Source organism: Cellulosimicrobium sp. MI9406, from assembly GCF_040595865.1.
In the GTDB taxonomy this organism is placed as follows: domain Bacteria; phylum Actinomycetota; class Actinomycetes; order Actinomycetales; family Cellulomonadaceae; genus Cellulosimicrobium; species Cellulosimicrobium funkei.
Map to the genome: position 1 here is coordinate 158,902 of NZ_JALIZI010000010.1, position 26,971 is coordinate 185,872.

Annotated in this window: 20 protein-coding genes; 12 read left to right on the forward strand and 8 right to left on the reverse strand. The window is 75.3% G+C overall.

Features of this window, described 5'->3' with window-relative positions:
* Window positions 1–16 precede the first annotated feature (16 nt).
* Window positions 17–1,270 carry a metabolite traffic protein EboE gene (gene eboE, locus MT994_RS18010; protein WP_354807352.1) on the forward strand — a complete coding sequence of 418 codons (1,254 nt, stop codon included), beginning with the start codon at window positions 17–19 and terminating at the stop codon, window positions 1,268–1,270.
* The gene (locus MT994_RS18015; RefSeq protein ID WP_085387332.1) at window positions 1,267–2,685 is read left to right on the forward strand and encodes a nucleotide pyrophosphatase/phosphodiesterase family protein; all 1,419 of its coding nucleotides are present in this window, start codon (window positions 1,267–1,269) and stop codon (window positions 2,683–2,685) included. The genes eboE and MT994_RS18015 overlap by 4 nt, the downstream gene beginning before the upstream one ends.
* A gap of 10 nt (window positions 2,686–2,695) precedes the next feature.
* Here MT994_RS18015 and MT994_RS18020 read toward each other — a convergent pair whose 3' ends face one another.
* The 5 genes from MT994_RS18020 to MT994_RS18040 all read right to left on the reverse strand — a co-directional run bounded on the left by MT994_RS18020 (window position 2,696) and on the right by MT994_RS18040 (window position 10,016).
* On the reverse strand, window positions 2,696–3,925 hold the full coding sequence (locus MT994_RS18020; RefSeq protein WP_076404544.1) for a dipeptidyl aminopeptidase: 1,230 nt from the start codon (window positions 3,923–3,925) through the stop codon (window positions 2,696–2,698).
* A gap of 125 nt (window positions 3,926–4,050) precedes the next feature.
* Complete coding sequence (locus MT994_RS18025) at window positions 4,051–4,599, reverse strand: hypothetical protein (RefSeq protein ID WP_043658818.1); 549 nt, start codon at window positions 4,597–4,599, stop codon at window positions 4,051–4,053.
* A gap of 84 nt (window positions 4,600–4,683) precedes the next feature.
* The gene (locus MT994_RS18030; RefSeq protein ID WP_354807354.1) at window positions 4,684–5,376 is read right to left on the reverse strand and encodes a DUF4241 domain-containing protein; all 693 of its coding nucleotides are present in this window, start codon (window positions 5,374–5,376) and stop codon (window positions 4,684–4,686) included.
* 120 nt (window positions 5,377–5,496) lie between these two features.
* Entirely contained in the window at window positions 5,497–6,246 is a 750-nt protein-coding gene (locus tag MT994_RS18035) for a class I SAM-dependent methyltransferase (protein WP_354807356.1), read from the reverse strand.
* Between the two features lie 167 nt (window positions 6,247–6,413).
* Window positions 6,414–10,016 carry a S8 family serine peptidase gene (locus MT994_RS18040; protein WP_354807358.1) on the reverse strand — a complete coding sequence of 1,201 codons (3,603 nt, stop codon included), beginning with the start codon at window positions 10,014–10,016 and terminating at the stop codon, window positions 6,414–6,416.
* A gap of 297 nt (window positions 10,017–10,313) precedes the next feature.
* Here MT994_RS18040 and MT994_RS18045 point away from each other — a divergent pair, with 297 nt between their 5' ends.
* Together MT994_RS18045 and MT994_RS18050 are read left to right on the forward strand one after the other, a co-directional pair.
* On the forward strand, window positions 10,314–11,030 hold the full coding sequence (locus tag MT994_RS18045; RefSeq protein ID WP_354807360.1) for a hypothetical protein: 717 nt from the start codon (window positions 10,314–10,316) through the stop codon (window positions 11,028–11,030).
* Window positions 11,031–11,144: 114 nt separating this feature from the next.
* Complete coding sequence (locus MT994_RS18050) at window positions 11,145–11,588, forward strand: OsmC family peroxiredoxin (RefSeq protein WP_354807361.1); 444 nt, start codon at window positions 11,145–11,147, stop codon at window positions 11,586–11,588.
* A gap of 97 nt (window positions 11,589–11,685) precedes the next feature.
* On the opposite strand, the gene MT994_RS18055 is transcribed toward MT994_RS18050, so the two are convergent.
* Window positions 11,686–12,729, reverse strand: coding sequence for an NAD-dependent epimerase/dehydratase family protein (locus tag MT994_RS18055; protein WP_076404548.1), 1,044 nt, complete (start codon window positions 12,727–12,729; stop codon window positions 11,686–11,688).
* Window positions 12,730–12,770: 41 nt separating this feature from the next.
* Window positions 12,771–13,481 carry a TetR/AcrR family transcriptional regulator gene (locus MT994_RS18060; protein ID WP_086149727.1) on the reverse strand — a complete coding sequence of 237 codons (711 nt, stop codon included), beginning with the start codon at window positions 13,479–13,481 and terminating at the stop codon, window positions 12,771–12,773.
* Between the two features lie 113 nt (window positions 13,482–13,594).
* On the opposite strand from MT994_RS18060, the gene MT994_RS18065 reads away from it, so the two are divergent.
* The 4 genes from MT994_RS18065 (at window position 13,595) to MT994_RS18080 (ending at window position 22,212) form a co-directional block, all read left to right on the forward strand.
* A complete protein-coding gene (locus MT994_RS18065) occupies window positions 13,595–14,491 on the forward strand; it encodes a hypothetical protein (protein WP_354807363.1) in 897 nt (298 codons plus the stop codon).
* Window positions 14,488–16,590 carry a YhgE/Pip domain-containing protein gene (locus tag MT994_RS18070; RefSeq protein ID WP_354807365.1) on the forward strand — a complete coding sequence of 701 codons (2,103 nt, stop codon included), beginning with the start codon at window positions 14,488–14,490 and terminating at the stop codon, window positions 16,588–16,590. Before MT994_RS18065 ends, MT994_RS18070 begins: the two co-directional genes overlap by 4 nt.
* A 736-nt stretch (window positions 16,591–17,326) precedes the next feature.
* Complete coding sequence (locus MT994_RS18075; RefSeq protein WP_354807384.1) at window positions 17,327–20,233, forward strand: FAD-linked oxidase C-terminal domain-containing protein; 2,907 nt, start codon at window positions 17,327–17,329, stop codon at window positions 20,231–20,233.
* 179 nt (window positions 20,234–20,412) lie between these two features.
* The gene (locus tag MT994_RS18080; protein ID WP_076404674.1) at window positions 20,413–22,212 is read left to right on the forward strand and encodes an oleate hydratase; all 1,800 of its coding nucleotides are present in this window, start codon (window positions 20,413–20,415) and stop codon (window positions 22,210–22,212) included.
* On the opposite strand, the gene MT994_RS18085 is transcribed toward MT994_RS18080, so the two are convergent.
* Entirely contained in the window at window positions 22,187–23,833 is a 1,647-nt protein-coding gene (locus MT994_RS18085) for a PLP-dependent aminotransferase family protein (RefSeq protein WP_354807366.1), read from the reverse strand. The genes MT994_RS18080 and MT994_RS18085 overlap by 26 nt on opposite strands.
* 110 nt (window positions 23,834–23,943) lie before the next feature.
* On the opposite strand from MT994_RS18085, the gene MT994_RS18090 reads away from it, so the two are divergent.
* Genes MT994_RS18090 through MT994_RS18105 form a run of 4 tightly spaced genes read left to right on the forward strand, consistent with a single transcriptional unit; the run spans window position 23,944 to window position 26,951 of the window.
* Window positions 23,944–24,927 (forward strand): aldo/keto reductase, encoded by a 984-nt coding sequence (locus MT994_RS18090; RefSeq protein ID WP_354807367.1) that lies wholly within the window; start codon window positions 23,944–23,946, stop codon window positions 24,925–24,927.
* Between the two features lie 59 nt (window positions 24,928–24,986).
* On the forward strand, window positions 24,987–25,550 hold the full coding sequence (locus tag MT994_RS18095; protein WP_354807368.1) for a GNAT family N-acetyltransferase: 564 nt from the start codon (window positions 24,987–24,989) through the stop codon (window positions 25,548–25,550).
* 40 nt (window positions 25,551–25,590) lie between these two features.
* Window positions 25,591–26,208, forward strand: a complete 618-nt coding sequence (locus MT994_RS18100; RefSeq protein WP_255179588.1) for a nitroreductase family protein — start codon at window positions 25,591–25,593, stop codon at window positions 26,206–26,208.
* The gene (locus tag MT994_RS18105) at window positions 26,205–26,951 is read left to right on the forward strand and encodes a hypothetical protein (protein WP_354807369.1); all 747 of its coding nucleotides are present in this window, start codon (window positions 26,205–26,207) and stop codon (window positions 26,949–26,951) included. Before MT994_RS18100 ends, MT994_RS18105 begins: the two co-directional genes overlap by 4 nt.
* The last annotated feature ends 20 nt before the right edge of the window (window positions 26,952–26,971 follow it).

The window sequence follows — 26,971 nt, forward strand, 5'->3', positions numbered from 1 at the left end:
GCGGGAAGGCTCGACCATGCTGCTGTCGTACTGCACCAACGTCCACCCGGCCGAGCACCTCGACGGGGTGCTCGACCAGCTCGTGCGCTACGCCGCGCCCGTGCGCGAGGCCGCGGGGCTCGACGTGCTCGGCGTCGGGCTGTGGATGCCGGCCGTGCTCGCGCACCGCCTCGCGGGCTCGCCCGACGACCGCGTGCGCCTGCGCGCCGTGCTCGACGAGCACGGCCTCCAGGTCCACACGCTCAACGCGTTCCCGTACGGCGGCTTCCACGCCGACGTCGTCAAGCTCGACGTCTACACGCCCACGTGGGCCGACCCGGAGCGGCTCGCGTACACGCTCGAGTGCGCCGAGGTGCTGGCCGAGCTCCTGCCCGACGGCGTCGCCGGGTCGATCTCGACGCTGCCCCTCGCGTGGCGCGAGCCGTGGACGGACGCCGACGACGACGCCGCGACGCGCGCGTTCGCTGCGCTCGGGGAGGGCCTGCGCGACCTGCGCGAGCGCACGGGCAAGGTCGTGCGCGTCGCGGTCGAGCCCGAGCCGGGCTGCGTGCTCGACACGGTGGACGACGTCGTGGCCTGGCTCGCGGCGCGCACCGGGCCGGACGTGCCGGCGGACCGGCGCATCGACCCCGAGCACGTGGGCGTGTGCCTCGACACGTGCCACCTCGCGGTGTCCTTCGCGGACCGCCGCGCGGGGACGGCCGCGACGGTGCGCCGCATCACCGACGCGGGCCTGCGGGTCGTCAAGGTGCAGGCGTCGGCCGCGCTGCACGTCGCGGACCCGGCCGACGACGCGGCGCGCGCCGCCGTCGGTGCGTTCGCCGAGCAGCGGTACATCCACCAGGTGCGCGAGCTCACCGCGGCGGGCGACGTGCTCGCCGCCGACGACCTGCCCGACGCCCTGGGCGGCGCGCTGCCCGCGGAGGGACCGTGGCGCGTGCACTTCCACGTGCCCCTGCACCACGAGCCCGCCGCGCCGCTCGCCGCGACGACGGACGTGCTGCGCGCGGCGGTCGACGCCGTCCGCGCGGCGCCGCACGGCGACGAGGCCCACCTCGACGTCGAGACGTACACGTGGGCCGTGCTGCCCGAGGGGGCCGCGACCGACTCGCTCGTCGCAGGCATCGCGGCCGAGCTGCGCTGGGCGACGACCCACCTCGCCGCGACGCACGACGTCGCTGCCGCACGGACGGCGCACACCGAACCGCCCTCGGGGCCGACCGCGGACGACGCCGCGGCCGACCCGGGCACGACCAGGAGGACCGCATGAAGCCCGTGCTGCTGCTCGACGTCGTCGGGCTCACCTCGACCGCGCTCGCCCACATGCCGCGACTGCGCCAGCTCGCCGCGAGCGGCTGGCAGTCCGAGCTCGCGACGGTGCTGCCCGCCGTGACGTGCAGCGTCCAGTCGACGATGCTCACGGGGCTCAGCCCTGCCGAGCACGGGATCGTGGGCAACGGCTGGTACTTCCGCGAGCTCGGCGACGTCTACCTGTGGCGCCAGCACAACCGCCTCGTCGAGGGGGAGAAGCTCTGGGAGGCCGCGCGCCGGGCGCACGGCGAGTACTCGTCGGCGAACGTCTGCTGGTGGTACGCGATGGGCATGACGACGGACGTCACCGTCACGCCGCGCCCGATCTACCACGCGGACGGCCGCAAGTCCCCGGACGCCTACGTGCGCCCGGCGGCGCTCCACGACGACCTCGTCGGCCGGTTCGGGGAGTTCCCGCTGTTCACCTACTGGGGCCCGACGGCGGACATCACGTCGTCGCGGTGGATCGTCGACGCGACGCGGCACGTGCTGCGCACGCACGCGCCCGACCTCACGATGGCGTACGTCCCGCACCTCGACTACGACCTGCAGCGGTTCGGGCCCACGTCGCCGCAGGCCGACGCCGCGGCGGCCGAGCTCGACGCGACGCTCGCGCCGCTGCTCGACGACGCCGCGAACCAGGGCGTCACCGTGCTCGTCGTCTCCGAGTACGGCATCGCGGACGCCGACCGGCCCGTGCACCTCAACCGCATCCTGCGCCGGGAGGGCCTCCTCGAGGTCTACGTGCAGGACGGCAAGGAGCAGCTCGACCCGTGGACGTCGCGCGCGTTCGCGGTCGCGGACCACCAGGTCGCGCACGTGTACCTCGGCGACCAGCAGGACCCGGCGCTCCGGCGGCGGGTCACGGACCTGCTGCGCGGCGTCCCCGGCGTCGACGAGGTGCTCGACCGCGAGGCGCAGGCGCGGTACGGGCTCGACCACGAGCGGTCGGGCGACCTCGTCGTCGTCGCGGAGCCCGGCGCGTGGTTCACGTACTACTTCTGGCTCGACGACGCTCGCGCGCCCGAGTACGCGCGCGGCGTCGACATCCACCGCAAGCCCGGCTACGACCCCGCCGAGCTGTTCTTCGACCCGGCGGACCGGCTGGCGAAGGCGAAGGCCGGCCTCAACCTCGTGAAGAAGAAGGTGGGCCTGCGGTACGCGATGAGCACCGTGCCGCTCGACGCGTCGTACGTCAAGGGCTCGCACGGGCGGCTCCCCGACTCCTCCGCCGACACGCCGCTCGTGATCTGCTCGGACGCGGAGGTGCCGGCGTCGGTCGCGGGTGTGGTGGAGAGCGGGTCCGGGCAGGTCCCGGCCGCTGCCATCAAGGGCCTGGTGCTCGAGCTGCAGGGCCTCGGCGTCCGGGTCTGACGAGCGATCGCTACCGGGCGAGGCGCTCGTCGAGCCAGTCGAGCACGCGCTGCTCGACGAGCGCCCGCCCGAGGGGCTCGCAGTGCCCGCTCGCCCCCTCGTCGTCGCTGAAGGTGACGAGCGTCGCCCCGGGGACGAGCCCGGCCAGCCGCTCCGGCTGGCCGGGCCAGAACTGCTCGTCCTCCGGGCTCGTGACGAGCAGCGGCGTCGTGACCTGAGCGGCGACGTCGGAGGCGTCGTACCGGCGGACCTCGCGCAGCGTCGCGGCATACCCCTGCTCGCCGTACGGGCGCGCGCGGAAGCGCCACGTGCGGGCGGCGCCCTTCGACAGGCGCAGGCCGAGCGCCATGTCGCGGTCGAACGCGTGGTCGTCGCCCTTGTCCAGGAGCTTGAGGAGGCTCTTCGGCACCTCGCGCTCCCACGAGGTGGCCACGTCGACCACCCCTGGGTCGACGACGGCCGCGGCCGGGCGGTGCTCGAACGCGAGCGCGCGCGTGACCCAGTAGCCGCCCTGGCTGATCCCGTAGACCGCGACGCGGCCGGGGTCGACGTCGGCCCGCGCGACGACCGCGTCGAGCACGGGCGTGAGGACCGCCTCGAAGTCGGGACGGAACGGGACCCCGTGCTCGAAGAGCACCGACTGCTGGCCCGGGCCGTCGAACACGAGCGCGTGGTACCCGCGGCGCACCGCCCCGGACACGACGGCCGACCACAGCGACGGCAGCGAGCCGTCCGAGCCGTTCACCGCGACGACGACGGGCCCGCGCACCCCGGGGTCGACGCCCGGGGCGCGGAACAAGTACCCCGGGAGCGTCGTGCCCTCGTAGGGGATCGGGAGGCGCTCGACGTCGAGGTCCACGAGGTCGACCCAGCGGTCCCACGCCGCACGGTGCTTGCGGAACGTCGGCAGCAGCGGCGCGTCGTCCTCGAGCCCGGACACCGCGTTCACCGCGACGCCGAGGTAGGTCGCCGCACGCAGGTACGCGGAGGCGGCGCTCACGCGGTGCCCGCGCGCCGCGCACGACTCGCCGGTCGCGGCCAGGCGGTCGCCGAGCGCGTCCCAGGCGCGGAACCACGCACGGTGGTCCGTGCCGACGTCGGCCACGGCCGCGAGCACCTCGCCGGCGTCGGCGGCGCCGCTGAACGCTCCGCCGAGGACCGTGCGGATCTCGAAGTCGAGGTCGGGGTCGTGGGAGAAGCGTCCGGAGAGGCTGCTCCGGTGCGAGCCGTGCCCGGTCATGGGGTGCCCCTGCCGTCCTGGGAGGTACGGAACGCTCTCCAGGCTAGGAGCGTCGGCGCACGGGCGCGCGGCGAGCGAGGGGTGCGCACGGCCGTGCGCCGTCGGCGAGTCGCGCGGGCGGTCGGTCAGGCGCGGGTGACGGCACCCACGACGAGCGTCGCGACGACGCCCAGCACGAAGACGGCGGTGCACACGCCGCCCACGACCCGCGCTGCGCGCAGCCCTGCGGGGGCCGGCGCGTCGCCCGGGTCGAGGAACCCGACGAACGCCGACCCGGCGTACGAGGGCCGGATCGGCACGTGGAACTGACGGACGTCGTGGTCGGTCAGCGCCGGCGGCGGCTGGTGCGCGAGCGCCGCCTCGACGCGACGGCGGCGCAGGCGACCGACCTGCAGCACGTACCCCGCGAGGACGCCGTACTGGCTGAGGTAGAACAGGCCCAGCGCGAGCACCGTCGTCCCGAGGCAGACGCCCGTCGCGGACCGCATCGACACCAGCAGGGCCACCCCGCCGGCGGTGAGCGCGGCGCCGAGGAGCAGCCACAGGGGCAGGACGGCCCAGGAGCCCGAGCGGTCGTCGGCGTACGGCGAGGCGGGCTGCGCCGGACGGCTCGAGTCCGCGAGCTGGTCCGCGAGCCGGCTCGCGGACGGCTTCTCGTCTTCCCACCAGGCCATCGGGCCCCTCCTTCGTCGCGGGTCGTCACCTGACCCGGAACGCTAGCCGCCCGCGCGCCGCCGCTCCATGGGGAGCGGTGCCCGCTAGTCGTCGTCCTCGTCGTCGGGCAGCGCGACGAGCAGGTCGAGGTGCAGCCCGAGCACCGTGCCGTCCGCGGCGACGGTCCGCACGAGCGGGTAGAAGCCGTCGCCCCAGCCGGAGTGCGCGAGCACGACGTTCTCGCCGTCCTGCGCGCCGGGCAGCAGGATGTTCGCCGACCCCTCGCGCAGGTGGTCGGGGGAGTCCGTGAGCGCGAACCAGCTCGTGTCGGTGCCGTCGTCGAACACCTCGTCGTACCAGTCGCCCTCCGGCATGAGCCGGGCGACGGCGTCGGCGTCGGCGAACGCGACCGTCCCGGCGTCCACCGGCACGCCGTAGGCGGCGCCCGCCTCGGGCGGGCCGTCCGCGCCCTCGGGGACCACGGGCTCGACGGCGGCGACCTCGCCCTCGGCGAGCACGACGCTCAGGTACGCCTCGCGCAGGTGGGAGCCGTCCTGCTCGTCGGAGACGTCGGCGACGGTGACGCGCACCGGGTACCGGCCCGGCTCGACCGGCACGACGAGCCCGTGGCCGAGCAGCGTGAACGGGTCGGACGCCTCCAGGCGCCCGCTGGGGAGCACGAGCTCGCCCAGGTCGTGGACCGTCAGCGTGTAGTCGGGGCCGTCGGCTGCGCCCGTGCCGGCGGCGCGGCCGGGGCGCAGGGCGAAGAACGTGTCGGGGGAGGGGAAGTCGCTCACGCCCGCGAGCGTAGCGGGCCGCGCCCACGCCGACGGCAGGGCCACCGCGCGACGTGTGGCGGAGTCCGGCAGGAGGGCGGTGGGGCCGCAGCCGTCACACGACAGCGACGTGCATGCCGGTCAGTCACGCGTGCTGACGTCGTGCAGGACGAAGGTGGCGAACCCCAGCTCGCCTCGTGCGCCGCTCAGCCAGGCGTCGCGATTCCCGCGTGCGGCGGCAAGTGCCTGGTCGCGGTCCTCGGTCGTCGGGGCCTCCCGCACGGCCCAGTCGACGAGCGACCCGGTCCAGCTGAAGTGGTAGTCGTCCCACTCGGCCACCGTGCTGACGTGCCCGTACGACGGCTCGAACCCGTGCTCGCGGACGGCTCGCACGAAGCCGACGAGGTCGGGATAGGCGTCGGCGGAGACCTCGAGCGCTGTCAGCGCAGAAGCCGACGGGGAGCCCTCCCAGATGCTGTCACCGACCAGCGCTCGGCCACCGGGGCGCAGACGCCGCCGGACAGCGGCCAGCATGTCCTCCAGCCTGCCGAAGGCGTGGCTCGCACCGATGCACAGCACCACGTCGAAGACCCCGTCGTCCCAGGTGGCGGCGTCCGTCTCGATCCAGTGCACCCGGTCGCTCAGCTTCCGCTCCTCGGCACGCCGGGCGGCAGAGGCCGGGAGCATGTGGTCGATCCCCACGCCGGTGGTCCCGGGGTAGGCGAGCAGCAGCTCCTCCAGCCACTCGCCCTCGCCGCACCCGAGGTCGACGGCGCGGGCGCCGTCGCTCGGGCTCAGCCAGCCGACCAGCTCGCGCACCCGCTCGGGCGCCACCGGCGCTCCGATCGGATGGCGCCGGTGGGCGATGTCGAAGATCTCGGAGCGTTCCACCTCGGCGACGCTACAGGCCACCGCCTGCCCGCGCCGACGCCGTCCGACGAGCCGTCACCCGTGGCTCACGCAGCCCTGGACACGCCGACGGCGCCCGGTCCGTGGGGACCGGGCGCCGTCGGGCGGTGTCGCACGAGCGTTCGCGAGGGGCGCTCAGGCGGCGGGCGTCACGAGCAGCTCAGCGCCTCGTAGTCGGCGTCGTAGGTCGTGGTGACCTCCTCGCCGTCGATCTCGGCGGTGAGCGTGGCCGTCACCGAGCCCGCGTCGAACGACGCGGCGCGCGACGAGAACGACCGGTAGGCGTTCTTGCCGTCCTTGACGTTCGGGAACGTCTTCTGGCCGTACGGCGTGGTCACGACGACGTCGGCCGTCGCGCCCGACTCGTTGAGCACGCGCACCGCGACGTGCGCCTTCCCGCCGAGGCAGCGGGCCTCGGCCGTGACGGTCGCGTCGACGACGGCGGACGTCGTGACGTCCACGGTCTGCCAGCGCGAGGTCGGCGTCGCGTTGTGCAGGTGCAGCAGCAGGAGCTTCCCGCTGCCGGCCTCGACCGCCGACTCCGAGCGGTGCACGGTGATCGGCGCGTCGTCGGCCCCGGCGTACACGAGCTCGCCCTCGCCCCCGAACCAGTAGGCCGGGTCGTACGGGTCGGCCGTGAACGTCTCGCTCGCGTCGACGAGCTGGTCGGCGGCCTGCGAGTACGGCGAGTACGTGAGGACCTGGAAGGTCGGCACGTCGCCCTCCTCGATCCCGAGGGACCCGATGCCGACCGGGATGACGACGACGTTGTTGTCGAACACCGAGGTGTCGACGTCGCCCCAGACGGTGTTGACCGGCTGCTGGTCGATGACGTCGCCGGCGTCGTGCTCCGTGCCGTCGGGGTCGGTCCAGTCCTTGAGCGTGTACGTCACGGCCAGCGTGACGTCGATCTCGGTGTCGAACTTCACCGCCGCGACCTCGAAGTCGGCCGAGCCGTCGGAGTCGACGTCGACCTCGACCGCGGGGATCGAGACGGAGCCGAGGCTCGCCCACTCCCCGTCCATCGCGACGGCGATGCCCATGAAGCCGTCGGCCGGGTCGCCCCCGGCCGCGGCCTCTTGCGGCGCCGTGGACGCGAAGCCGACCGCGCGCACGTCGGCCGCCGCGATGGCCGACGCCGAGGCGCCCACCGCCGCGTCCGCCTCGAGGCGGGGGCTCGTCGTCTTGAGCTCGAACGGCGCGACGAGCGACGTCCAGCCGCCGGAGTCGACGCCGCGGCCGTCGAGGTCGAGCTCGGCGGTCGTCGCGGTGCCCGGGAAGGCGACGGGCTTGGCGGACAGGTCGCTCACGAGCCGCGGCGACGCCTGCACGGGGACGCGCAGCTCGCTGCCGCCGTCCGTCGGGGTGAGGACCACGCGGCCGCTCACCGAGGACACGAAGTCGCGCGGCACGCCGACGCCGGAGTCGGCCGACGACGTCGGGTCGAGCTCCTTGGCGAGCGTCGCCGGGTCCGCCGTGAGGGTCACCGTGACGACGGTGCGCTGGCCTGCGGGGACGGTGATCGACGCGGGCGCGACGGAGACGGTGGCGCCGCCGGCCGTGCTTGACTGCGTGAAGCCGGTCGAGTACGTCTTCGGGGTGTCGCCGGTGTTCTGCACCGTCACGGTCTTGCGGACCGTGACCGGGTCCGCACCCACGGGCACGACGCCGAACGCGACGGACACCTGGTCGGAGTCCTGCGACGCGTAGGCGAGGGTCGTGTTCGTGGCCGCGTCGACGGCGTCGACCCGGCCGGAGCCCACGCGCTCGGGACCGTACGCGGTGCCCGTGCCCGAGGGGCCGGTGAAGACGTCGTGCGTCGCGGTGTTCATGACCGACGCCTTGACCTCGGCCGGCGCCCAGCCCGGGTGGGCCTGCTTGACGAGGGCCGCGATGCCCGCGACGTGCGGGGTGGCCATCGAGGTGCCGGACTTGATGCTCGCGCCGACCAGGCGGCCGGACGCGACGGACGCGATGCCGGTGCCGGGCGCCGCGACGTCGGGCTTGGCGACGCCGAGCGAGCCGTGCACGCCGCGCGACGAGCCGCTGTTCAGCGTGTCGCCGATCTCCGGGATCGAGACGAACGACGACAGCGCGAGCGACGGGCCGACGGTCAGCGTGACCTCTCCGGCCTCGATCGCCGGGCGCAGCGCGGCGTGGCTCGGGCCCGTGAGCTGGGCGCCGGGGATGCCGGGGTTGCCCGCGATGCCCGCGACGAACGACGACAGCTCGGAGGACAGCAGCACGCCGACGGCGCCCGCGGCCTCCGCGTTGTTGAAGCGCGCGGCGCTGCCGCACGCACGGGTCGCGTCGTCGTCGTCCCAGTAGAGGAACGCGATCTTGCCCGCGACGGCGGCCGCCTGCTCGGGCGTGAACGGGGCGCAGCCGGAGAAGTCGTCCGCGACGAACGCGACCGGGGCCGTGACGTCCGCGGTGCCCGCGTACGCCTGGGAGTTCTGCGCCGGGTACGTGCCGGCGAGGGACTCCGGCGCCTCGACGCGGACCGCGTCGAACGTCTGCGTGTCGCCGACCGAGTTCGCGACCGTCAGCGCGGTGCGCGCGTTGCCGGGCGAGCCGCCGACGTCGGTCACGTCGCCCGCGTTGCCCGACGCGATGACGGACAGCGTGCCCAGGCGCGAGAGCTGGTCGATGAAGAGGTTCTCCGGGTCGTCCGCGGGCGAGCCGTCGGAGCCGAGGGAGAGGTTGACGATGTCGAGGCGGTCGGACAGGTCGCCGTCACCGTTCGGGTCGGCCGCCCACTCGAGCGCGTCGACGACGACGCCCGTCGAGCCGCCGAGGTCGCCGAACACCTTGAGCGCGTAGATGCCCGCCTGGGGCGCGGAGCCCGGGCCGACCTGCCAGTCGGAGACGGCGGTGAGCGTCGAGTAGTCGCCGTCGAACGTCTCGCCGTCGGCCGTGACGCCGTACGCCGCCGTCGTGCCGGCCACGTGCGAGCCGTGGCCCGAGCCGACCGAGTCGAGCGAGTCGATGGGGTTCTCGTCGGGCGTCGGCACGAGCGTCGTGCCGGGGACGGTGCCGCTCGCGTCGTAGTCGTACCCGGCGAAGTCGTGGCCGCCGAGGAACTTCAGCTCGTCGTACGTGCCCTCCGGGACCGGGCCGGTGCCGCGGTCGCCGTAGGCCTCGTCGAACGCCTCCTGCGTGCCGGGGCCGCCGAACGCCTTGTGGGTGTAGTCGACGCCGGTGTCGATGATGCCGATGCGCACGCCCTCGCCGGTGAGGCCGGTGCTCTGCCACGTCTCGAGCGCGCGCGTGAACACGTCCGTGCCCTTGTTCGCGGGCTTCTTGGGGATGATCCGGTAGACCGTGCGGACGGAGGCGTCGCGCGCGAGGTCGCGCACGCGGGCCGCGTCGCCCGTGACGACGACGCCCGCGACGAGCGTGCTCGTGACCGACACCTGCTGCGGGTTCCGCGCGCCCGCGCTGCGGGCGGTCGCCTGCTGCGGGACGACGTCGTCCGCGAGCTGCGCGACCTCCTGCGCGTTGGCCTCGACCTCGTCGGGGCTCGCGCCCTGCGCCGTGAGGTCGACCGCCGACGGCGCGTCGAGCTCGACGAACGCGGTGACCGTGCCGGTCGCCTTGGCGAGCGACGGCGCGACCTTCTCGGTCGGCTCGAGCGACGCGCCCGACTGCACGCCGAAGGCGTTGCCGGGGTCGGGCGGCGGGTCCGCGGCGGCGGGCGCGGCGGCGGCCGCGACGACCGCGAGGCTCGCGGCGGCGGCGGTCAGTGACACGGGTAGAGAACGGTGCTTCATCGACACTCATCTCCCCGGCAGTGCCGGTTCGGCGAAGGGTTCGTGGATGGGTCCTTCCCAGCGGTCTCGCCCGGGTGGGACCGAGGCCACCCGAGCACGGTAACCAACGACCGCCCGACCTGCCCAGCGGCAGGGGACCTCCGCCGGGCCCCGAGGGACCGTCCGCCCTAGGATGCGGGCGGGGTCACGGGACGTGGCCGTCCTGTGGGAGTCCCCTTCCCGCGTCAGGTCCACGGGGTGCGAACCCGGGGGCGTGGCCCACGCAGAAGGAGAACCATGACCAGCACTCCGCTCCGCGCCCTGTCCGCCGGCCTCGTCGCCGGTCTCGTGCTGGTGGGCGCCGTCGCCGGCCCGGCGCTCGCCTCGCCGCCGGGCGTCCGGGCCGCCCCGGGGGACGACCTCGCGGCGGTCCCGCTCGCCGACCAGCCCGTCGCGACCGGCGAGAGCTGCGCCGTCGAGGCCCAGCCTCTCCTCCCCGGCGAGGACCCCGCCTCGCTGCCCGCCGCACCCGAGGTGTGCTTCGGCTCGCTGGAGGAGGCGCTCGAGTTCGTGTCGGGGGACGAGGTCGCGCCGTCGCGCCTCGGTCGCGCCACGCGGGCCGACGTCGACGGCCTCGTCGGCGAGCTCAACGCGACCACGACGGCGGGCCCGCGGGCCGCGGCGGAGCGGGCGACGACGGCCGCGGCCGGGTCGATCGTGCTCGGCGTGCTGTGGCGGGACCCGAGCTACAAGGGCGCGTCGAAGGTGCTCTACGGGTCGGGTACGAACGGGTGCCACACCGGCTCGACGTACGGGTTCCCGAACCTCGCGAACCTCCTCATGAACAACGTCGTCTCCTCGGCGTCGACGTACGCCGGGTGCTGGGCGACGCTCTACGACTCCTACTCGTACGCGGGCACGAAGAAGAACTGCACGCCGCACTGCGCGACCCTGGGCTCGTTCGACGACCGCGCGTCGTCGGTCGTCTACCGCCCGGCGGGCACGCTCGGCTGAGCGCGCCGCGTGACGCAGACCTCACGCACCCCGTCCCGGCGGGGCGCGGCGCGGCGGGTTACGGTCGGGGCACCGGGTCCTGCCCGGGACCCACGACGTCGAAGGAGATCTCGCATGCCCACCCGTATCGCACGCACCGCCTGGAACGGCGGCCTCCAGGACGGCCAGGGCCAGGTCGAGCTCACGAGCTCGAAGGTCGGGACGTACGACGTGTCCTTCCCGCGTCGCGCCGCCGACGACCCGGGCGGGGTCACGAGCCCCGAGGAGCTCATCGCCGCCGCGCACTCGTCCTGCTACGCGATGCAGTTCTCCGCGCTGCTCGGCGAGGCCGGCGCGACGCCCGTCTCGCTCGAGGTCACGGCGGAGGTCACCCTCGCGCCGGACCCGGCAGGCGGCTTCCGGATCCCGGAGATCGCGCTGACCGTCCGCGGCGAGGTCGAGGGCATCGACGCCGCCGGCTTCCAGCAGGCGGCGGAGGCGGCCAAGGCCACGTGCCCCGTCTCGAAGGCGCTCGCGGGCGTGCCGACGATCACGCTGGACGCCACGCTCGAGAGCTGACCCCGGCACCGACGACGGACCCCGGGCCGCGCACCGCCGGACGGCGCGCGACCCGGGGTCCGTCGTGTCAGGGGCGTGGCGCCGCGAGCGGGTCCGGTCAGCGGGGGAGGAGCGGGGGCGAGGACGTCCCGGCGCCCGCCCGGATGCCGTCGACGAGCTCGGCGAGCGTGTCCTTCGCGCCGTGCACGGGGCGCCAGCGCAGCAGCTCCGTCGCGAGCTCGGTGTCGAGCACGGGCACGCGCATCGCCATGTCGAGCCAGCCCTCGCCGACGGGCGCGAGGCGCGCGCGCCACGCGACGGCGACGGCGGTCCGCGCGGTCGCGTAGGGCACGGTGCGCAGCGAGCCGTCCGCGACGACGTCGGCCACGTCCTGCGCCGTGAGCACGGTGGGGTGAGCGACGTTGAACGGCCCGGGGTGCCGGCCCACGACGATCCGCGCGTACGCGTCCGCGAGGTCGTCGGCGTGCACGACCTGGAGCCGTAGGCCGTCGGGCAGCGGGACCGCCGGGAGCGGGTCGCGACGCAGCACGCGCGTGCCGAGCGGGCCGAGGAAGTACCGCGCGATCTCGGAGCCCGCGTCGCGCTGGAACACGAGCGCCGAGCGGACGCGCGAGACGACGATCCCCGTCTCCCGGTCGAGGTCGTCGAGCAGCGTCTCGACGGCCGCCTTGTCCTCCGAGTACGACGAGCCCGGGACGCCCTCGACGGGCCAGCCCTCGTTCACCGGGGTGTCGCGCGCGTCGCCCGCGTACGGGGCGGGGGAGTAGGCGCCGACGGACGACGCCACGACGACGTGCGCGACGCCCGCCCGCTGCGCCGCCTCGACGACGCGGCGCGTGCCCTCGACGTTGACGCGCCGCAGCCGCTTGCGGTCGTGGCTCGGCTGGATCGCCCACGCGAGGTGCACGACGACGTCCGCCCCGGCGAACGCGGCGTCGAGCCGCTGGTCGGCGTCGGAGGCCGCGACGTCCGCGTACCGCCAGGTCGCGACGTCGTGCGGGAAGCGCACGGTGCTCGACCCGTCGGCGCGCGGCACGCGCCGAGCGACCGCCACGACGGACGTCACGACCGGCTCCTCCGCGAGCCGGCGCAGGACCGCCGTGCCGACGTTCCCGCTCGCTCCGACGACCACCACGCGCATGCGCTGCCTCCCGACCTCGTCCGCTGCCCGTCGCCCCGACGCTAGCCCGCCGCGGGCGAGTTCGCCCGGGCGATGGCCAGGACGGCGCCGCGCGCAGGCTCGGGGAGCTCGGGCACGAGCACGACGGCGCTCGCGAGCACGAGGCTCTCGATGTCCGCGCGGCTCAGGTCCCCGCCGCCGAGCCACGCGGCCGTGACGTTCTCCACGAGGGCGACCCAGCCCGCGGCGAGCAGCCGGAGGCGGGGCGTCGTGGGCAGCGCGTCCGTCGTGGTGGCGCTCACGGTCGAGGTCAGGCGCGCGACGAGGCTGTCGCGGACGCGCGCGAGCGCCTCCTGGGTGGCGTCGTCCTCGGCGAGCACCCCGCGCCACAGGTCCTGCCAGACGAGCCGGCGCGCCTCGACGGCGTCGAGGTAGGAGGCGACGGCGAGCGCCGGGCGCTCGACGAGGGGACGATCGTCCGGTGCGACCGTCGCCGCCTCGAGCTCCGCCACGGCCTCCAGCGCGACGGCCCGGCGCAGCCCGGCCGTGGACGCGAAGTAGTGGAAGACGAGCGCCTTCGACGCCCCCGAGCGGGCCGCGACGGCCGCCGGGGTCAGGGCGTCGAGGCCGTGCTCGTCGGCGTGGCGCGCGGCCGCGTCGAGCAGCTCGCGCCGTCGGTCGGCGGGCTCGCGCCGCCGGCGGGCGCCGCCCGGCCGGGCGCGCACGGAGCCGTCGGCGCCGGAGGGGCCGGCGGGGGTGGGCGTGCGAGGCATGACACCGTTCTACGCTGTTGTTGACCGCGAGTCAACAAGAGGCGTAGCGTTGTTGACCGTGAGTCAACGGCGCCCCGGGGCAGGCCCGGGACGCCACGGAGGGGAAGAACCGGATGCAGATCACGCTGACGGACGTGCGCGTCGACGGGCGGCGCGAGCCCATGCTCGAGCCGATGGACCTCGCCTGGTCCACGGGCGAGTGCGTCCTCGTCGCCGGGGAGCCCGGGCACGGGCACACCGCGCTCGCCCTCGTCGCCACCGGCCGCTTCGACCCGTCCGCGGGCGAGGTCCGCCTCACCCCGGCGAGCGCGCCGTCGCACCGCTCCGGCCGCCCCGCGCGCGGCGCCGCCGCGACCCTGCGCGACGTGACCGCCGTCGTCGACGTGCCCGGCATCAGCGAGCCCGACGACGCGCTCACCGTGGCCGACGTCGTCGCCGAGGGCCTCGCGCTCGCCGGCCGCCGCTCGCTGCCCACCGACGTGACCCGCTGGCTCGCCGACCACTCCCTCACCACCGACCGCGCGCGGCGCCTCGACCAGGTGCCCGGGGTCGTGCGCACCGCGCTGCTCGCGGCGCTCGCGGCCGAGGACCCGGACGTCCGGTTCCTCGTGCTCACGCTCCCCGACCGGCACGGGGGAGAGCCGTCGGGCTGGTGGGAGGTCGCGCAGAGCCTCGCCGGCGCCGGGTACGGCGTGCTCGTGCAGTGCACGCGCGCCTCGGCCCGCGACCTCGGCGTGGACCTCCCGCCCGCGCGCGGCGCGTCGATCCACCAGCCGCCGGCCGTCGTGCTGCGCACGCGCCCCGAGCCGCCGCGCGACCCGGACCCCGCGCCGGACCCGGACCTCGCGCCGGACCCAGACCCTGCGCCGGACCCCGACCCCGCGCCGGGGCCGGACCCCGCGCCCGAGCCGGGCCCGGCTCCCGAGCAGCCCGTCCCCGGGACCGCGCCCACCGCGCCCACCACGACCGACGAGCCCGCCGCCCCGCACGACCCCGAGGAGGACCGATGACCGCGATCCGCCTCGGGCTGTCCGAGCTGCGCCGCCTCGCCGCGGGCACGCTGCCCCGCCTCGCGATCCTCGCGATGGCGCTCATCCCCACGCTCTACGCGGGCCTCTACCTGTTCGCGAACCACGACCCGTACGACAAGCTCGACGAGATCCCCGCCGCGCTCGTCGTGCTCGACGAGGGCACGACGACCACCGACGCCCAGACGGGCGCGACGACGCGGCGCGACTTCGGGCGCGACGTCGCCGACCAGCTGCTCGACGACGGCGGCTTCGGCTGGGTCGAGACCAGCCAGGTCGACGCCGAGTACGGCGTGCGGTCCGGGCGGTACGACGCCGCGCTCGTCATCGGCCCGACCTTCTCGGCGGACCTCGCGTCCGCGGGCGAGTTCGAGCCGCAGCAGGCGAGCCTCACGCTCATCACCAACGACGCGAACAACTACCTCGCGCGCACGATCGCGGACCAGATCGTCGGCAAGGTGCGCGACTCGATCGCCGAGCAGGTGGGCACGGAGGCGGCCGACACGTTCCTGCGCGGCTTCGCGTCCATCCACACCAACCTCGCCGACGCCGTGGACGGTGCCGACCAGCTCCTCGACGGGTCGACGCAGCTCCGTGACGGCCTCGTCACCGCGGACGACGGTGCGCACGCCCTCGCCGACGGCGCGGGCCAGGCCGCCGACGGCGCCGAGCGTCTCGACGCGAGCACCGGGACGCTCGCGGACGCCGTCGGGCAGCTCGACGACGGCGCGGACGCGCTCGCGTCCGGGCTCGGGACGCTCCGGGGCGCGACGTCGTCCCTGCCCGCCCAGACCCAGCAGCTCGCCGACGGCGCCGCGCAGGTCGCGGACGGGAACGCGCAGGTCGCGCAGTACGGGCAGCAGGCGGCCGCCGCCGCGGGCGAGGTGCTGCCGACGCTCGACACGATCCGCGGCGACGTCGACGCGCGGCTCGACCAGCTCGTCGCCGACGGCGTCATCGACCGGGCGACCGCGGACCAGGTGCGGGCGCAGGTCGGGCCCGTGCTCGACCAGCAGCGCGAGCAGGTGCAGGGCGCCGTCGACCAGGTGACCGCCGCGTCCGGGAAGCTCGACCAGCTCGCCGACGGGTCGCGCCAGGTGTCCGACGGCGCGGCCCGGCTCGCGGGCGCGACGCCGCAGCTGACCTCCGGCATCGCGAGCGCCGCCGACGGCGCGGACCGCCTCGCCGACGGCACCGGACAGCTCGCCGCCGCGACCCCGCAGCTCGTGGACGGCGTCTCGCAGCTCGCCGACGGCACGCGCCAGGTCTCCGACGGCGCGACCTCGCTCGCGGACGGCACGTCGCAGCTGCGCGACGGCTCGGGCGAGCTCGTCGACGGCGTCACGCAGCTCCGCGACGGGCTCGCCGAGGGTCTCGGCCAGGTGCCCGACCTCGACGAGCAGACCCGCCAGGACACCGCCGAGACCATCGGCAACCCCGTGTCCGTGAAGAGCGACGCGCTGTCGTCCGCGGGCACGTACGGGGGCGGCCTCGCGCCGTTCTTCCTGTCCCTCGCGACGTGGATCGGCGCCTACGTGCTCTTCCTGCTCGTGCGCCCGCTGTCGTCGCGGGCCCTCGCCGCCGGGAGGTCGGGTCTGGCCACCGCCCTGGGCGGATGGCTCACCCCGGCCGCGATCGGCGTCGTCCAGGTCGCCGCGATGTTCACGGTGACGAAGTTCGCGCTCGACATCGATCCGGTCCACGGCGTCGGGACCGCGCTGTTCCTCGTGCTGGTGTCGGCGACGTTCGTCGCGATCCTCCAGGCGCTCAACGTCTGGCTCGGCGCCGCGGGCCAGTTCCTCGGGCTCGTGCTCATGCTCGTCCAGCTCGTCACCGCGGGCGGCACGTTCCCGTGGCAGACGATCCCCGAGCCGCTGCGCTCCATGCACCGGTTCCTGCCCATGACGTACGCGGTGGAGGGCCTGCGCCAGCTGCTCTACGGCGGCAACATGGCGACGGTCACGCGCGACGTCACGGTGCTCGTCGTCGTGCTGGTCGCGGCCCTGGCCCTGACGACGGTCGCCGCCCGCAAGCAGCGCGTCTGGACCATCAAGAAGCTCCAGCCGGAGCTCGTCCTCTGACTCACGGGATAGAGCCCAGGTCTGCCGAGATAGAGCCCTGGTCTACCGAGATAGAGCCCTGGTCTGCCGAGGTAGAACTGTGGTCTGCCGAGGTAGAGCCGTGGTTCTCGTGCCCGACGGCGTGTGGTTGCGTCGGGTGGTCGGGGTGGGTGGTGGTGCCGCGTCTACCATCCGCGCCGCTCGTTCCTCGCGTCGCTCCCGCCAGGCCCGCCACGACGCGGCACCACCACCCACCCCGCCCGGCGTCGTCTCGCCGAGGTCTTCGCTCACCTGGGCGAATCACCCGCGGCGTCGTTCGCTCACGTCGGGCAGCGGCGACCCGCCCGCCGCGGGCGACCGGCCGCCGTCGGGCATCAGGTGCCCATGCCGGCCGCAGCCTCAGCCGTGATCGGTGACCCCGCGCCGTCTGGCATGACCAGGCCTCTACGTCGGCGGACCACCCTTCTACCTCGACAGACCACGCCTCTACCTCGGCAGACCAGGGCTCTACCTCGGCAGATCGGGGGTCAGGGGGCGGACGGGCCGGAAGGTGCGGGCGCGGGGGTGCGACAATCGCGACGTGTCCGCTGAGATCGACGCCACCACGACCCCCGCCTCGCAGCACGGGAACGGCTCGCGGCGGTCCGGCTCCCGCGCGACGACGTCGCCGGAGGCGGAGCGCGCCGCTGCCGTCCGCGAGGCGGAACGGGCGGCCGACGCCGCGCGCGCGGCGCTCGCGGACGCGCTACGGACGGTCGTGCGCGGCACGGTCGACACCGCGACGCGACGCCGCGCGGAGTACTCGACCGACGCGTCGAACTACCGCGTCGTGCCCGAGGCCGTGGTCTACCCGCAGGACGCGGACGACGTCGTCGCCGCGCTGGACGTGCTGCGCGAGCTCGAGGTGCCGGTCACGGCGCGCGGGGCGGGGACGTCGGTCGCGGGGAACTCGATCGGCCCGGGCGTGGTGCTGGACTTCACGCGGCACGTGAACCGCGTGCTCGACGTCGACCCGGAGGCGCGCACGGCGCGCATCGAGCCGGGCGTCGTCATGTCGACGCTCCAGCAGGAGGCGGCCCCGCACGGGCTGCGGTTCGGCCCGGACCCCTCGACGCAGAACCGCGCGACGCTCGGCGGCATGATCGGCAACAACGCGTGCGGGCCGCACGCCGTCGCGTACGGGCGCACGGTCGACAACGTGCTCGCGCTCGACGTCGTCGACGGCCGCGGGCGCCGCTTCACGGCCGGCACGGGCGACCCGACGTTCGCGGCGGTCCCCGGTCTGGCAGAGCTCGTCCGCGAGAACCTCGCGCTCATCCGCACGGAGTTCGGGCGGTTCGGGCGCCAGGTGTCGGGCTACTCGCTCGAGCACCTGCTGCCGGAGAACGGCTCGGACCTCGCCAAGGCGCTCGTCGGCACCGAGGGCACGCTCGTGACGATCCTCGAGGCCACGGTGCGCCTGGTGCCGGTGCCGTCCAAGCCGACGCTCGTCGTGCTCGGCTACCCGGACATGCCGTCCGCGGCCGACGACGTCCCGACCTTCCTCGGCCTCAGCCCCCTCGCGGTCGAGGGCCTCGACGCGCGGCTCGTCGACGTCGTGCGCCGCGCCAAGGGCGACGCGTCCGTGCCGCCGCTGCCCCCGGGCGCCGGCTGGCTCATGGTCGAGGTCGGCGGCGCGACCCCCGAGGAGGCGATGGCGAACGCCGAGGCGATCGTCGCGGCGTCGGGCAGCGAGGCCACGATGATCCTGCCCGCGGGCCCCGAGGCGACCAAGATGTGGCAGATCCGGGCCGACGGCGCAGGGCTCGCCGGGCGCACGCCCGCGGGCGAGCAGGCGTGGCCGGGCTGGGAGGACTCCGCCGTCCCGCCGGAGAAGCTGGGCGACTACCTGCGCGACCTCGACGCGCTCATGGCGCGCTACGGCGTCGACGGCCTGCCGTACGGGCACTTCGGCGACGGGTGCGTGCACCTGCGCATCGACATCCCGCTCGAGGCGTCGGGCTCGGTGCTGCGCACGTTCATGCTGGAGGCGGCCGAGCTCGTCGCGAAGTACGGCGGCTCGCTCTCGGGCGAGCACGGCGACGGCCGCGCACGCTCGGAGCTGCTCCCGGTCATGTACAGCCCCGAGGCGATCGCGCTCATGGAGCGGTTCAAGGCGCTGTTCGACCCGCAGGACGTCATGAACCCGGGAGTCGTGGTGCGCCCGAGCGCCGTCGACGACGACCTGCGCCGCCCGCACGCGCACCCGCTGCTGTCGAAGGTCGGTGCGCCGGGGACGCCCGGGACGAGCACGGCCGCGCCCGCGAAGGTCACGAAGATCTCTCGCCGCGCCGGCTACCAGGGCTTCTCGTTCGCGCACGACCACGGCGACATGACCCAGGCCGTGCACCGGTGCGTCGGCGTCGGCAAGTGCCGCGCCGACACCAGCGCCGCGGGCGGCTTCATGTGCCCGTCGTACCAGGCGACGAAGGACGAGAAGGACGTCACGCGCGCCCGCGCCCGCGTGCTCCAGGAGGCGGTGAACGGCACGCTCGTCGGCGGTCTCGCGGCGCCCGAGGTGCGCGAGTCGCTCGACCTGTGCCTGTCCTGCAAGGCGTGCTCGAGCGACTGCCCCGCGGGCGTCGACATGGCGCAGTACAAGTCCGAGGTCCTGTACCGGACGTACCGCGGCAGGTTGCGCCCCGTCGACCACTACTCGCTCGGCTGGCTCCCGGTCTGGGCGCGCCTCGCGACCGGGATGCCGCGCCTGGCCAACAAGCTGCTCGGGTTCCGGCCGCTCGCGAAGGCGGTCCTGTGGGCGGGCGGGATGGACACGCGCCGCTCCATGACGGAGTTCGCCGAGGTGCCGTTCCGCACGTGGTGGAGTCGCGGCGGCGCGACCCAGGGCGTGCCCGGCCTGCGCATCGGGCAGCAGCCCGGCCGCCCCGTGCGCGACGAGCGCCCGAAGGTCGTCCTGTGGACCGACTCGTTCAGCGACAACATGTCGCCGGGCGTGCCGCAGGCCGCCGTCAAGGTGCTCACCGCGGCGGGGTACGACGTCGTCGTGCCCGACGAGCAGGCATGCTGCGGCCTCACGTGGATCAGCACGGGCCAGCTCGACGGCGCGCGCAAGCGCCTGGAGAACCTGCTGTCCGTGCTCGGCCCGTACGCCGTGAACGGCATCCCGATCATGGGGCTCGAGCCGTCCTGCACGGCCGTGCTGCGCTCCGACCTCGTGGACCTGTTCCCCGACGACCCCCGCGCCCAGGCGGTCTCCGCCGCGACGCGCACGCTCGCCGAGCTCCTCACCTCGGTCGACACCGCGCCCGGGCGCGAGTCCGGGTGGCGCGTGCCCGACCTCTCGGACGTGACCGCCGTCGTGCAGCCGCACTGCCACCAGCACTCGGTGATGGGCTTCGCCGCGGACGAGCGGCTGCTGCGCGACGCGGGCGCGACCATCAAGGTCCTCGCCGGCTGCTGCGGTCTCGCAGGCAACTTCGGCATGCAGAAGGGCCACTACGAGACGTCGGTCGCCGTCGCGGAGAACGCGCTGCTGCCCGCGCTGCGCGACGCCGCCCCCGGCGACGTGTACCTCGCGGACGGGTTCTCGTGCCGCACGCAGGCCGACGACCTCGCCGGCGTGCAGGGCAAGGCCCTCGTCGAGATGCTCGCCGAGCGGCTCTGATCGTCGCGGGCGGCCGGCGTGCCCGACGGCGCGCGGCCGCCCCGGCCCCGCATGGGCGCACGTCCCCTGGGGTGCGTCCGGGCACCGAGGTGCGGTCCGTCGACCCCGGCGCGAGCATGGCAGGGGAGCACCACCGCGGGCGGTGCTCCGTCCACGTCGTCGGCGGTGAGGGGCAGGCCATGTACTACTCCAGCGGCAACTACGAGGCGTTCGCGCGGCCGCGCAGGCCGGAGCGGACGGACCGGCTCGGGTCCGTGCACCTGGTGGGGGCGGGCCTCGCGTCGCTCTCCGCGGCGGGCTTCCTCGTCCGAGACGGCCAGGTGCCGGGGGAGAAGATCACCGTCTACGAGCGGCTCCGGCTCCCCGGCGGCGCGCTCGACGGCATCAAGGAGCCGCGGCGCGGGTTCGTGATCCGTGGCGGGCGCGAGCTCGAGGACCACATGGAGTGCCTGTGGGACCTGTTCCGCTCCGTCCCGTCGATCGAGACCGAGGGCGTCTCGGTCCTCGACGAGTTCTACTGGCTCAACAAGGACGACCCGAACTTCTCGCTCCAGCGCGTCACCGAGGACCGCGGGAAGGACGCGCACTTCGACAACCTCTTCCGCCTCGACGAGAAGGCGCAGAAGGAGATCACGAAGATCTTCCTCGCGCGCCGCGAGGACATGGAGGGGAAGTCGATCGAGGACGTCATGTCGCGGCACTTCCTCGACAGCCAGTTCTGGCTCTACTGGCGCACGATGTTCGCGTTCCAGGAATGGCACAGCGCGCTCGAGTTCAAGCTCTACCTGCACCGGTTCATCCACCACGTCGGCGGCCTGCCCGACCTCTCGGCGCTCAAGTTCACCAAGTACAACCAGTACGAGTCGATGGTGCTGCCGCTCACGCGCTGGCTCATGGACCAGGGTGTGACGTTCCGGTTCCACGTCGAGGTCACCGACGTCGACTTCGACCTCGCCCCGGACCGCAAGGTCGCCACGCGGCTGCACCTGCTGGACCACGCGGCGGCCCACGAGTCCGGCGGGGCCGCCGTCGAGCGGACGATCGACCTCGGCGAGGACGACCTCGTCATCGCGACCATCGGCTCGCTCACCGAGAACTCCGACAACGGCGACCAGCACACGCCCGCGCGCCTCGACACGGGGCCCGCGCCCGCGTGGGACCTGTGGCGGCGCGTCGCGGCCAAGGACCCCTCGTTCGGCCGGCCCGACGTCTTCAGCACCGACATCCCGCTCACCAAGTGGCAGTCCGCGACCGTCACGACGCTCGACCGGCGCATCCCCGAGCACATCGAGCGCATCTGCCGGCGTGACCCGTTCAGCGGGAAGGTCGTCACGGGCGGCATCGTCACCGCGCGCGACTCGGCGTGGCTGATGAGCTGGACCGTCAACCGGCAGCCGCACTTCAAGGCGCAGTCGCCCGACGAGATCGTCGTGTGGGTCTACGGCCTGTTCGTGGACACCCCCGGCGACTACGTGAAGAAGTCGCTCCAGGAGTGCACGGGCGAGGAGATCACGCAGGAGTGGCTCTACCACCTCGGTGTCCCCGAGGCCGACATCCCGACCCTCGCCGCCGAGGCCGCGAGCTGCGTGCCCGTGATGATGCCGTACGTCACGGCGTTCTTCATGCCCCGGCACGCGGGCGACCGGCCCCAGGTCGTGCCCGACGGCGCACGCAACTTCGCGTTCATCGGCCAGTTCGCCGAGACGACGCGGGACACGATCTTCACCACCGAGTACTCCGTGCGCACCGGCATGGAGGCGGCCTACCAGCTGCTCGACCTGGAGCGCGGCGTGCCCGAGGTCTTCAACAGCACGTACGACGTCCGCAAGCTGCTCGCCGCGGTGAGCGCCCTGCGCGACGGCGAGGAGCTCGACATCCCCGGGCCGCGGATCCTGCGCGACCGGCTCCAGAAGAAGGTGGACGCCACCGAGATCGGCGAGCTGCTCGCCGAGTTCAGCCTCCTGTCCCACGACGAGTAGCGGCACGCACCGCGTCGGCGAGCCGGGCGACCGCCTCGTCGACGCGGGCGTCGGCGAGGTTGCCGTACCCGAGCACGAGGGTCGTCGACCGCTCGGCGGGGCGCACCTGGTAGCGGCGCAGGTCGACGACGGTCACCTCGCGCCGCGCGGCCTCGCGCACGACGTGCGCGGCGTCGGGCGCGGGACCGTCCGGCGAGCCCGGCAGGGACAGCAGGGCGTGCATCCCCGCCGCGATGCCGCGCACCGTGGCGCCGGGCAGCTCGCGGGCGAGGGCGTCGAGCACGGCGTCGCGACGGCGGCGGTAGCGCCCGCGCGCGGCGCGCAGGTGACGGTCGTAGCCGCCGGACGCGACGAGCCGCGCGAACGTGAGCTGGTCGACGGTGGACGGGGCCGCCGTCGGGCCGTGCGGTGCGGCAGCGCGCGCGACGGACTCGCGCCAGCGCGCGGGCACGACCATCCACCCGACGCCGAACGCGGGGCTCATCGTCTTGCTCACCGAGCCGAGCAGCACGACCCGGTCGGGGTCGAGCTGCTGGAGCGCGGCGACGGGCCGGCGGTCGTACCGGAACTCGGCGTCGTAGTCGTCCTCGACGACGACGCCGTCGACGTCCCGCGCCCAGGCGAGGACGGCCTCGCGCCGCTCGGGTGCGAGCGCGGAGCCGGTGGGGAACTGGTGCGCGGGCGTGAGGAGCGCGGCCCGCGCGCCCGTCCGTCGGGACGCGTCGACGAGCGCGCCGACGTCCGCGCCCCCGGCGTCCACGGGGACCGGGACGGGGGTGAGACCGGCGCGCGCCGCGACGTCGCGCAGCACCGACCAGCTCGGGTCCTCGACGAGCAGGTGCGTGTGGCCGGCCTCGACGAGCGCGGCGGCGACGCGCGCCATCCCGTCCGTCGCGCCGCGCGTCAGCACGACGGCGTCGTCCGGCCCGGTGACGACGCGCGCCCGGCGCAGGTGGCCGGCGACGACGGCGCGCGCGTGCGGGTGCCCGGCGGGGGAGGGCTGCCCGAGGTCGTCGTTCGACGCCGTCCCGCCGGACGTGCCGAGCGCCTCGCGTGCCGCGCGGAGCCACGCGTCGCGCGGGACGTGCCGGAGATCGGGGACACCCGGCGCGAGGTCGAACCGGGCGCGCGCGGCGTGGGTCCTGCCGGTGTCGGTCCGCCCGGCGTCCACGACGGCGCGCGCGGGTCTACCGTCCGCCGCTCGTTCCTCGCGGCTCCCGCCAGGCCCGCCACGACCCGCGCGCACCGTCGTTCCCGCCGGGCTCGTGGGCCGCTCGCCCAGCGCGCTCGTTCCCCTCGGGCTCGTCGATCGGGCGCCGGCTGCGGCGGAGACGCGGGTCGCGGAGCCGGTGCGCGCCTCGAGGAAGCCCTCCGCGACGAGCTGGCCGTACGCCTCCGTGACGACCCACCGCGACACCCCGAGCGACTCGGCGAGCTGTCGGCTCGGCGGCAGCGCCGCGCCGACGGGGACGCGGCCGGCGTGCACGGCGTCGCGGACCGCGCGCTCGAGCCGCTCGACGCGCGACCCCGGCCCCGCGCCCAGGTCGAGCAGGGCCTCCCAGGCGAGCGCCGCCGTCGGCCCGGGGCGCTCGGACGGCAGATTGGTCTGGTCGACGGCCATGGCATCGGACCGTACACCCGTGCCGATGCCTCCCTAGCGTGGAGCACGTCACCGAGACCACGGGTCCACCACGGATCGCTCGGACCACCGACAGACCCAGGGAGACCACCATGCGGTACCGCACCATCGGCGACGGGCGCACCTCCTTCGAGGTGTCGACCCTGTGCCTCGGCACGATGAACATGGGCACGCTCGTCGACGAGGAGACGTCGTTCGCGATCCTCGACCGCTACCGCGAGGCGGGCGGCACGTTCCTCGACACCGCGAACAACTACAGCTTCTGGGCCGGCGGCCACGGCCGCGACAGCGAGGACCTGCTCGGCCGCTGGCTCGCGAGCCGCGGTGCGCGCGACGAGGTCCGGATCGCGACGAAGCTGGGCGCGGCCAAGAAGGACCCGGCCCTGCCGCTGCAGAACGTCGAGCCGACGAACTTCCAGGGGCTCGGCGCCGACGTCGTCGCGGACGAGGCGCACGAGAGCCTGCGCCACCTCGGCGTCGACCACCTGGACGTCCTGTACGGGCACGTCGACGACCACGGGACGCCGCTCGCCGAGACCGTCGGCGCGTTCGGCAAGCTCCAGGCGGAGGGCGTTGTCGGCATCACGGGCATCTCGAACGTCGCGCTGTGGCGCGTCGTCGAGGCGCGCGAGGAGGCGCTGCGCCAGGGCGTCGCGCCCTACGGGCTCGTCCAGCAGAACTACACCTACGCCTACCCGACGCCCGAGCCCGGGCGGCACAACTGGGCGTCGTACGAGCTGCTCGACTACGCGGCGTCCGCGGGCGTCGAGGGCCGCCCGCCGCTCGCCGTCACGGCCTACTCGCCGATCCTCCAGGGCGCGTACGTGCGCCGGGACAAGCCGCTCTGGGACGGGTTCGACCACCCGACCACGCGCGAGCGCATCCGCCTCCTGCACGAGGTCGCGGGCGAGCTCGGCGCGACGCCGAACCAGGTCGCGCTCGCGTGGCTCCTCGGCGGCGAGCACCCGGTGGTCCCGGTCGTCGGGCCCAGCACGGTCGAGCAGCTCGACGACCTCCTCGGCGCGGCCGACCTGGAGCTCGACCCCGAGCTGCGCGCGCGCCTCGACGCGGCCTGAGCCGGCCGAGCGGCCCGGCCCGGCGCACCCACGCCGGGCCGGGCTGCCACGATGGGCCGATGCCCACCACGCTCGTCGAGCGCACCCGGCCGGACGACTGGCGCGACCTGCGGGACGTCCGCCTGCGGGCGCTCGCGGACGCGCCGTCCGCGTTCGGCTCGACCCTCGCGCGCGAGGTCGCCTTCCCCGACGACGTGTGGCGAGAGCGCGCGGCGCAGGGGCGCACGCTCCTCGCGCGCACCGTCCCCGACGGCGGCCCGCCTGGCGACCGCGGCAAGTCCGACGACGGCGCCCCGCCCGGGAGCGGCCGGTCGCCCGGTCCCGTGGTCGGGGTCGCGGCCGTCGTTCCCTCGCCCGACGACCCGACCGTGGCCGAGCTCGTGTCGGTGTGGGTCGAGCCCGGCGCGCGGGGGAGCGGCGTGGCGGCGTCGCTCCTGGCGCGCGCCGACGACCTCGCGGCCGGGCTCGGCGCGCGCACGCTCGCGCTCTGGGTCACCGCGACCAACACCCCCGCGCTCCGCCTCTACGAGCGCGCGGGCTTCGCGCCGACCGGCGAGACCCAGCGCCTCCCGAGCGACCCCCGCCTCCTCGAGCTGCGGATGACGCGGCGCGTCGCCGGATAGGGTGCGGGGACCTGATCCCGGACCGTGCCGAGGGGGCCGCGTGGAGTTCCAGGACGTCGTCCGACGCCGGCGCATGGTGCGCCGGTTCACCGACGAGCCGGTCGACCCGCACGCCGTCGACCGCCTCGTGCGCAACGCCGTCCGCGCGCCGAGCGCGGGGTTCGCTCAGGGGTGGTCGTTCCTCGTGCTCACGGAGCCCGACGACGTCGCGCGCTTCTGGTCCGCGACCTCGCCCGAGCAGCCTGAGCGGAGCATGAGCGCGTGGCTCGCCGGGATGCGCACCGCGCCCGTGCTCGTCGTCGTCCTCACGTCGAAGGACGTCTACCTCGACCGGTACGCCGAGGACGACAAGGGCTGGGCGGACCGCGACGAGAACCGCTGGGCCGTGCCGTACTGGCACGTCGACGCCGGGATGGCGGCGCTGCTCATGCTCCAGACCGCCGTCGACGAAGGGCTCGGCGCGTGCTTCTTCGGCGTCGCGCCGGGCGAGGTCGGACGGCTGCGCGCGGCGTTCGGCATCCCGGACGCGTACGCGCCGACGGGGGTCGTCGCCGTCGGGCACCCCGCCGACCGGGCGGCCACGGGCTCGCCGCGCCGTCGCGCGCGCAAGCCGCTCGACGACGTCGTGCACCGCGGCCGCTGGGGAGGCCGGTCGTGACGCGCTCGTGGGCGGGGGCGCTCGCCGTCGGGCTCGCGCTCGCCGTCCTCGGCGCGGGAGCGTGCACGGGGAGCGCGACGCCCGAGGACCCGACGGGAGCGGCGTCCGCGACGCGGACGGACCGGCCGCCCGCCGATGTCCCGGCCGACGACCCGACCGCCTCGGGTGACCCGGAGCGGCCTCCGGGTGGCTCCGACGAGCCGACGGCGGGCGCCTCCGCCGGGCCGGGGGAGGAGCCCACGGCCGCTCCGCCCGAGGTCACGAGCCTCGGTGGCGCGGCGGGCGCGACACCGCTCGTCGCGCGGTCCGGGTGGCAGGTCGTCGGCGCGAGCGGCGCGTGCGTGCTGTCGTCACGTGCCGCGACGAACCTGGCGGCACCGACCGCGGGCCCGCGCGACGCGTCCGCCGCCCTCCTCGCGGAGACGGTCGCCGCGGACGGCGGCGACCTCACGGCTCCCCGCGACGTCCTGCTGCCCCTCCTCGCCGACGGCGTGACCCGCCAGGGGGTGAACGCCGCGGCCCAGGACTGGACGGTGACGACCCCGCGCGGCGAGGTGCGGGTGCGCGGGGCGGCGCGCGTCGTGAGCGTGCCGACGTTCGAGGGCGACGCGTCGACGCAGTCCGTGGTGCTCGCGCTGGACTGCGCCGGGCCGCTCGACGAGGGCGCGTGGCAGCGCCTCCTCGCGGACGTGCGGGCCGGCCTCGCGGCGCCCGCCGAGGAGCTCGGTACCTGGCCGTCGTAGCGGCGCGGGCGGGTGCCGGG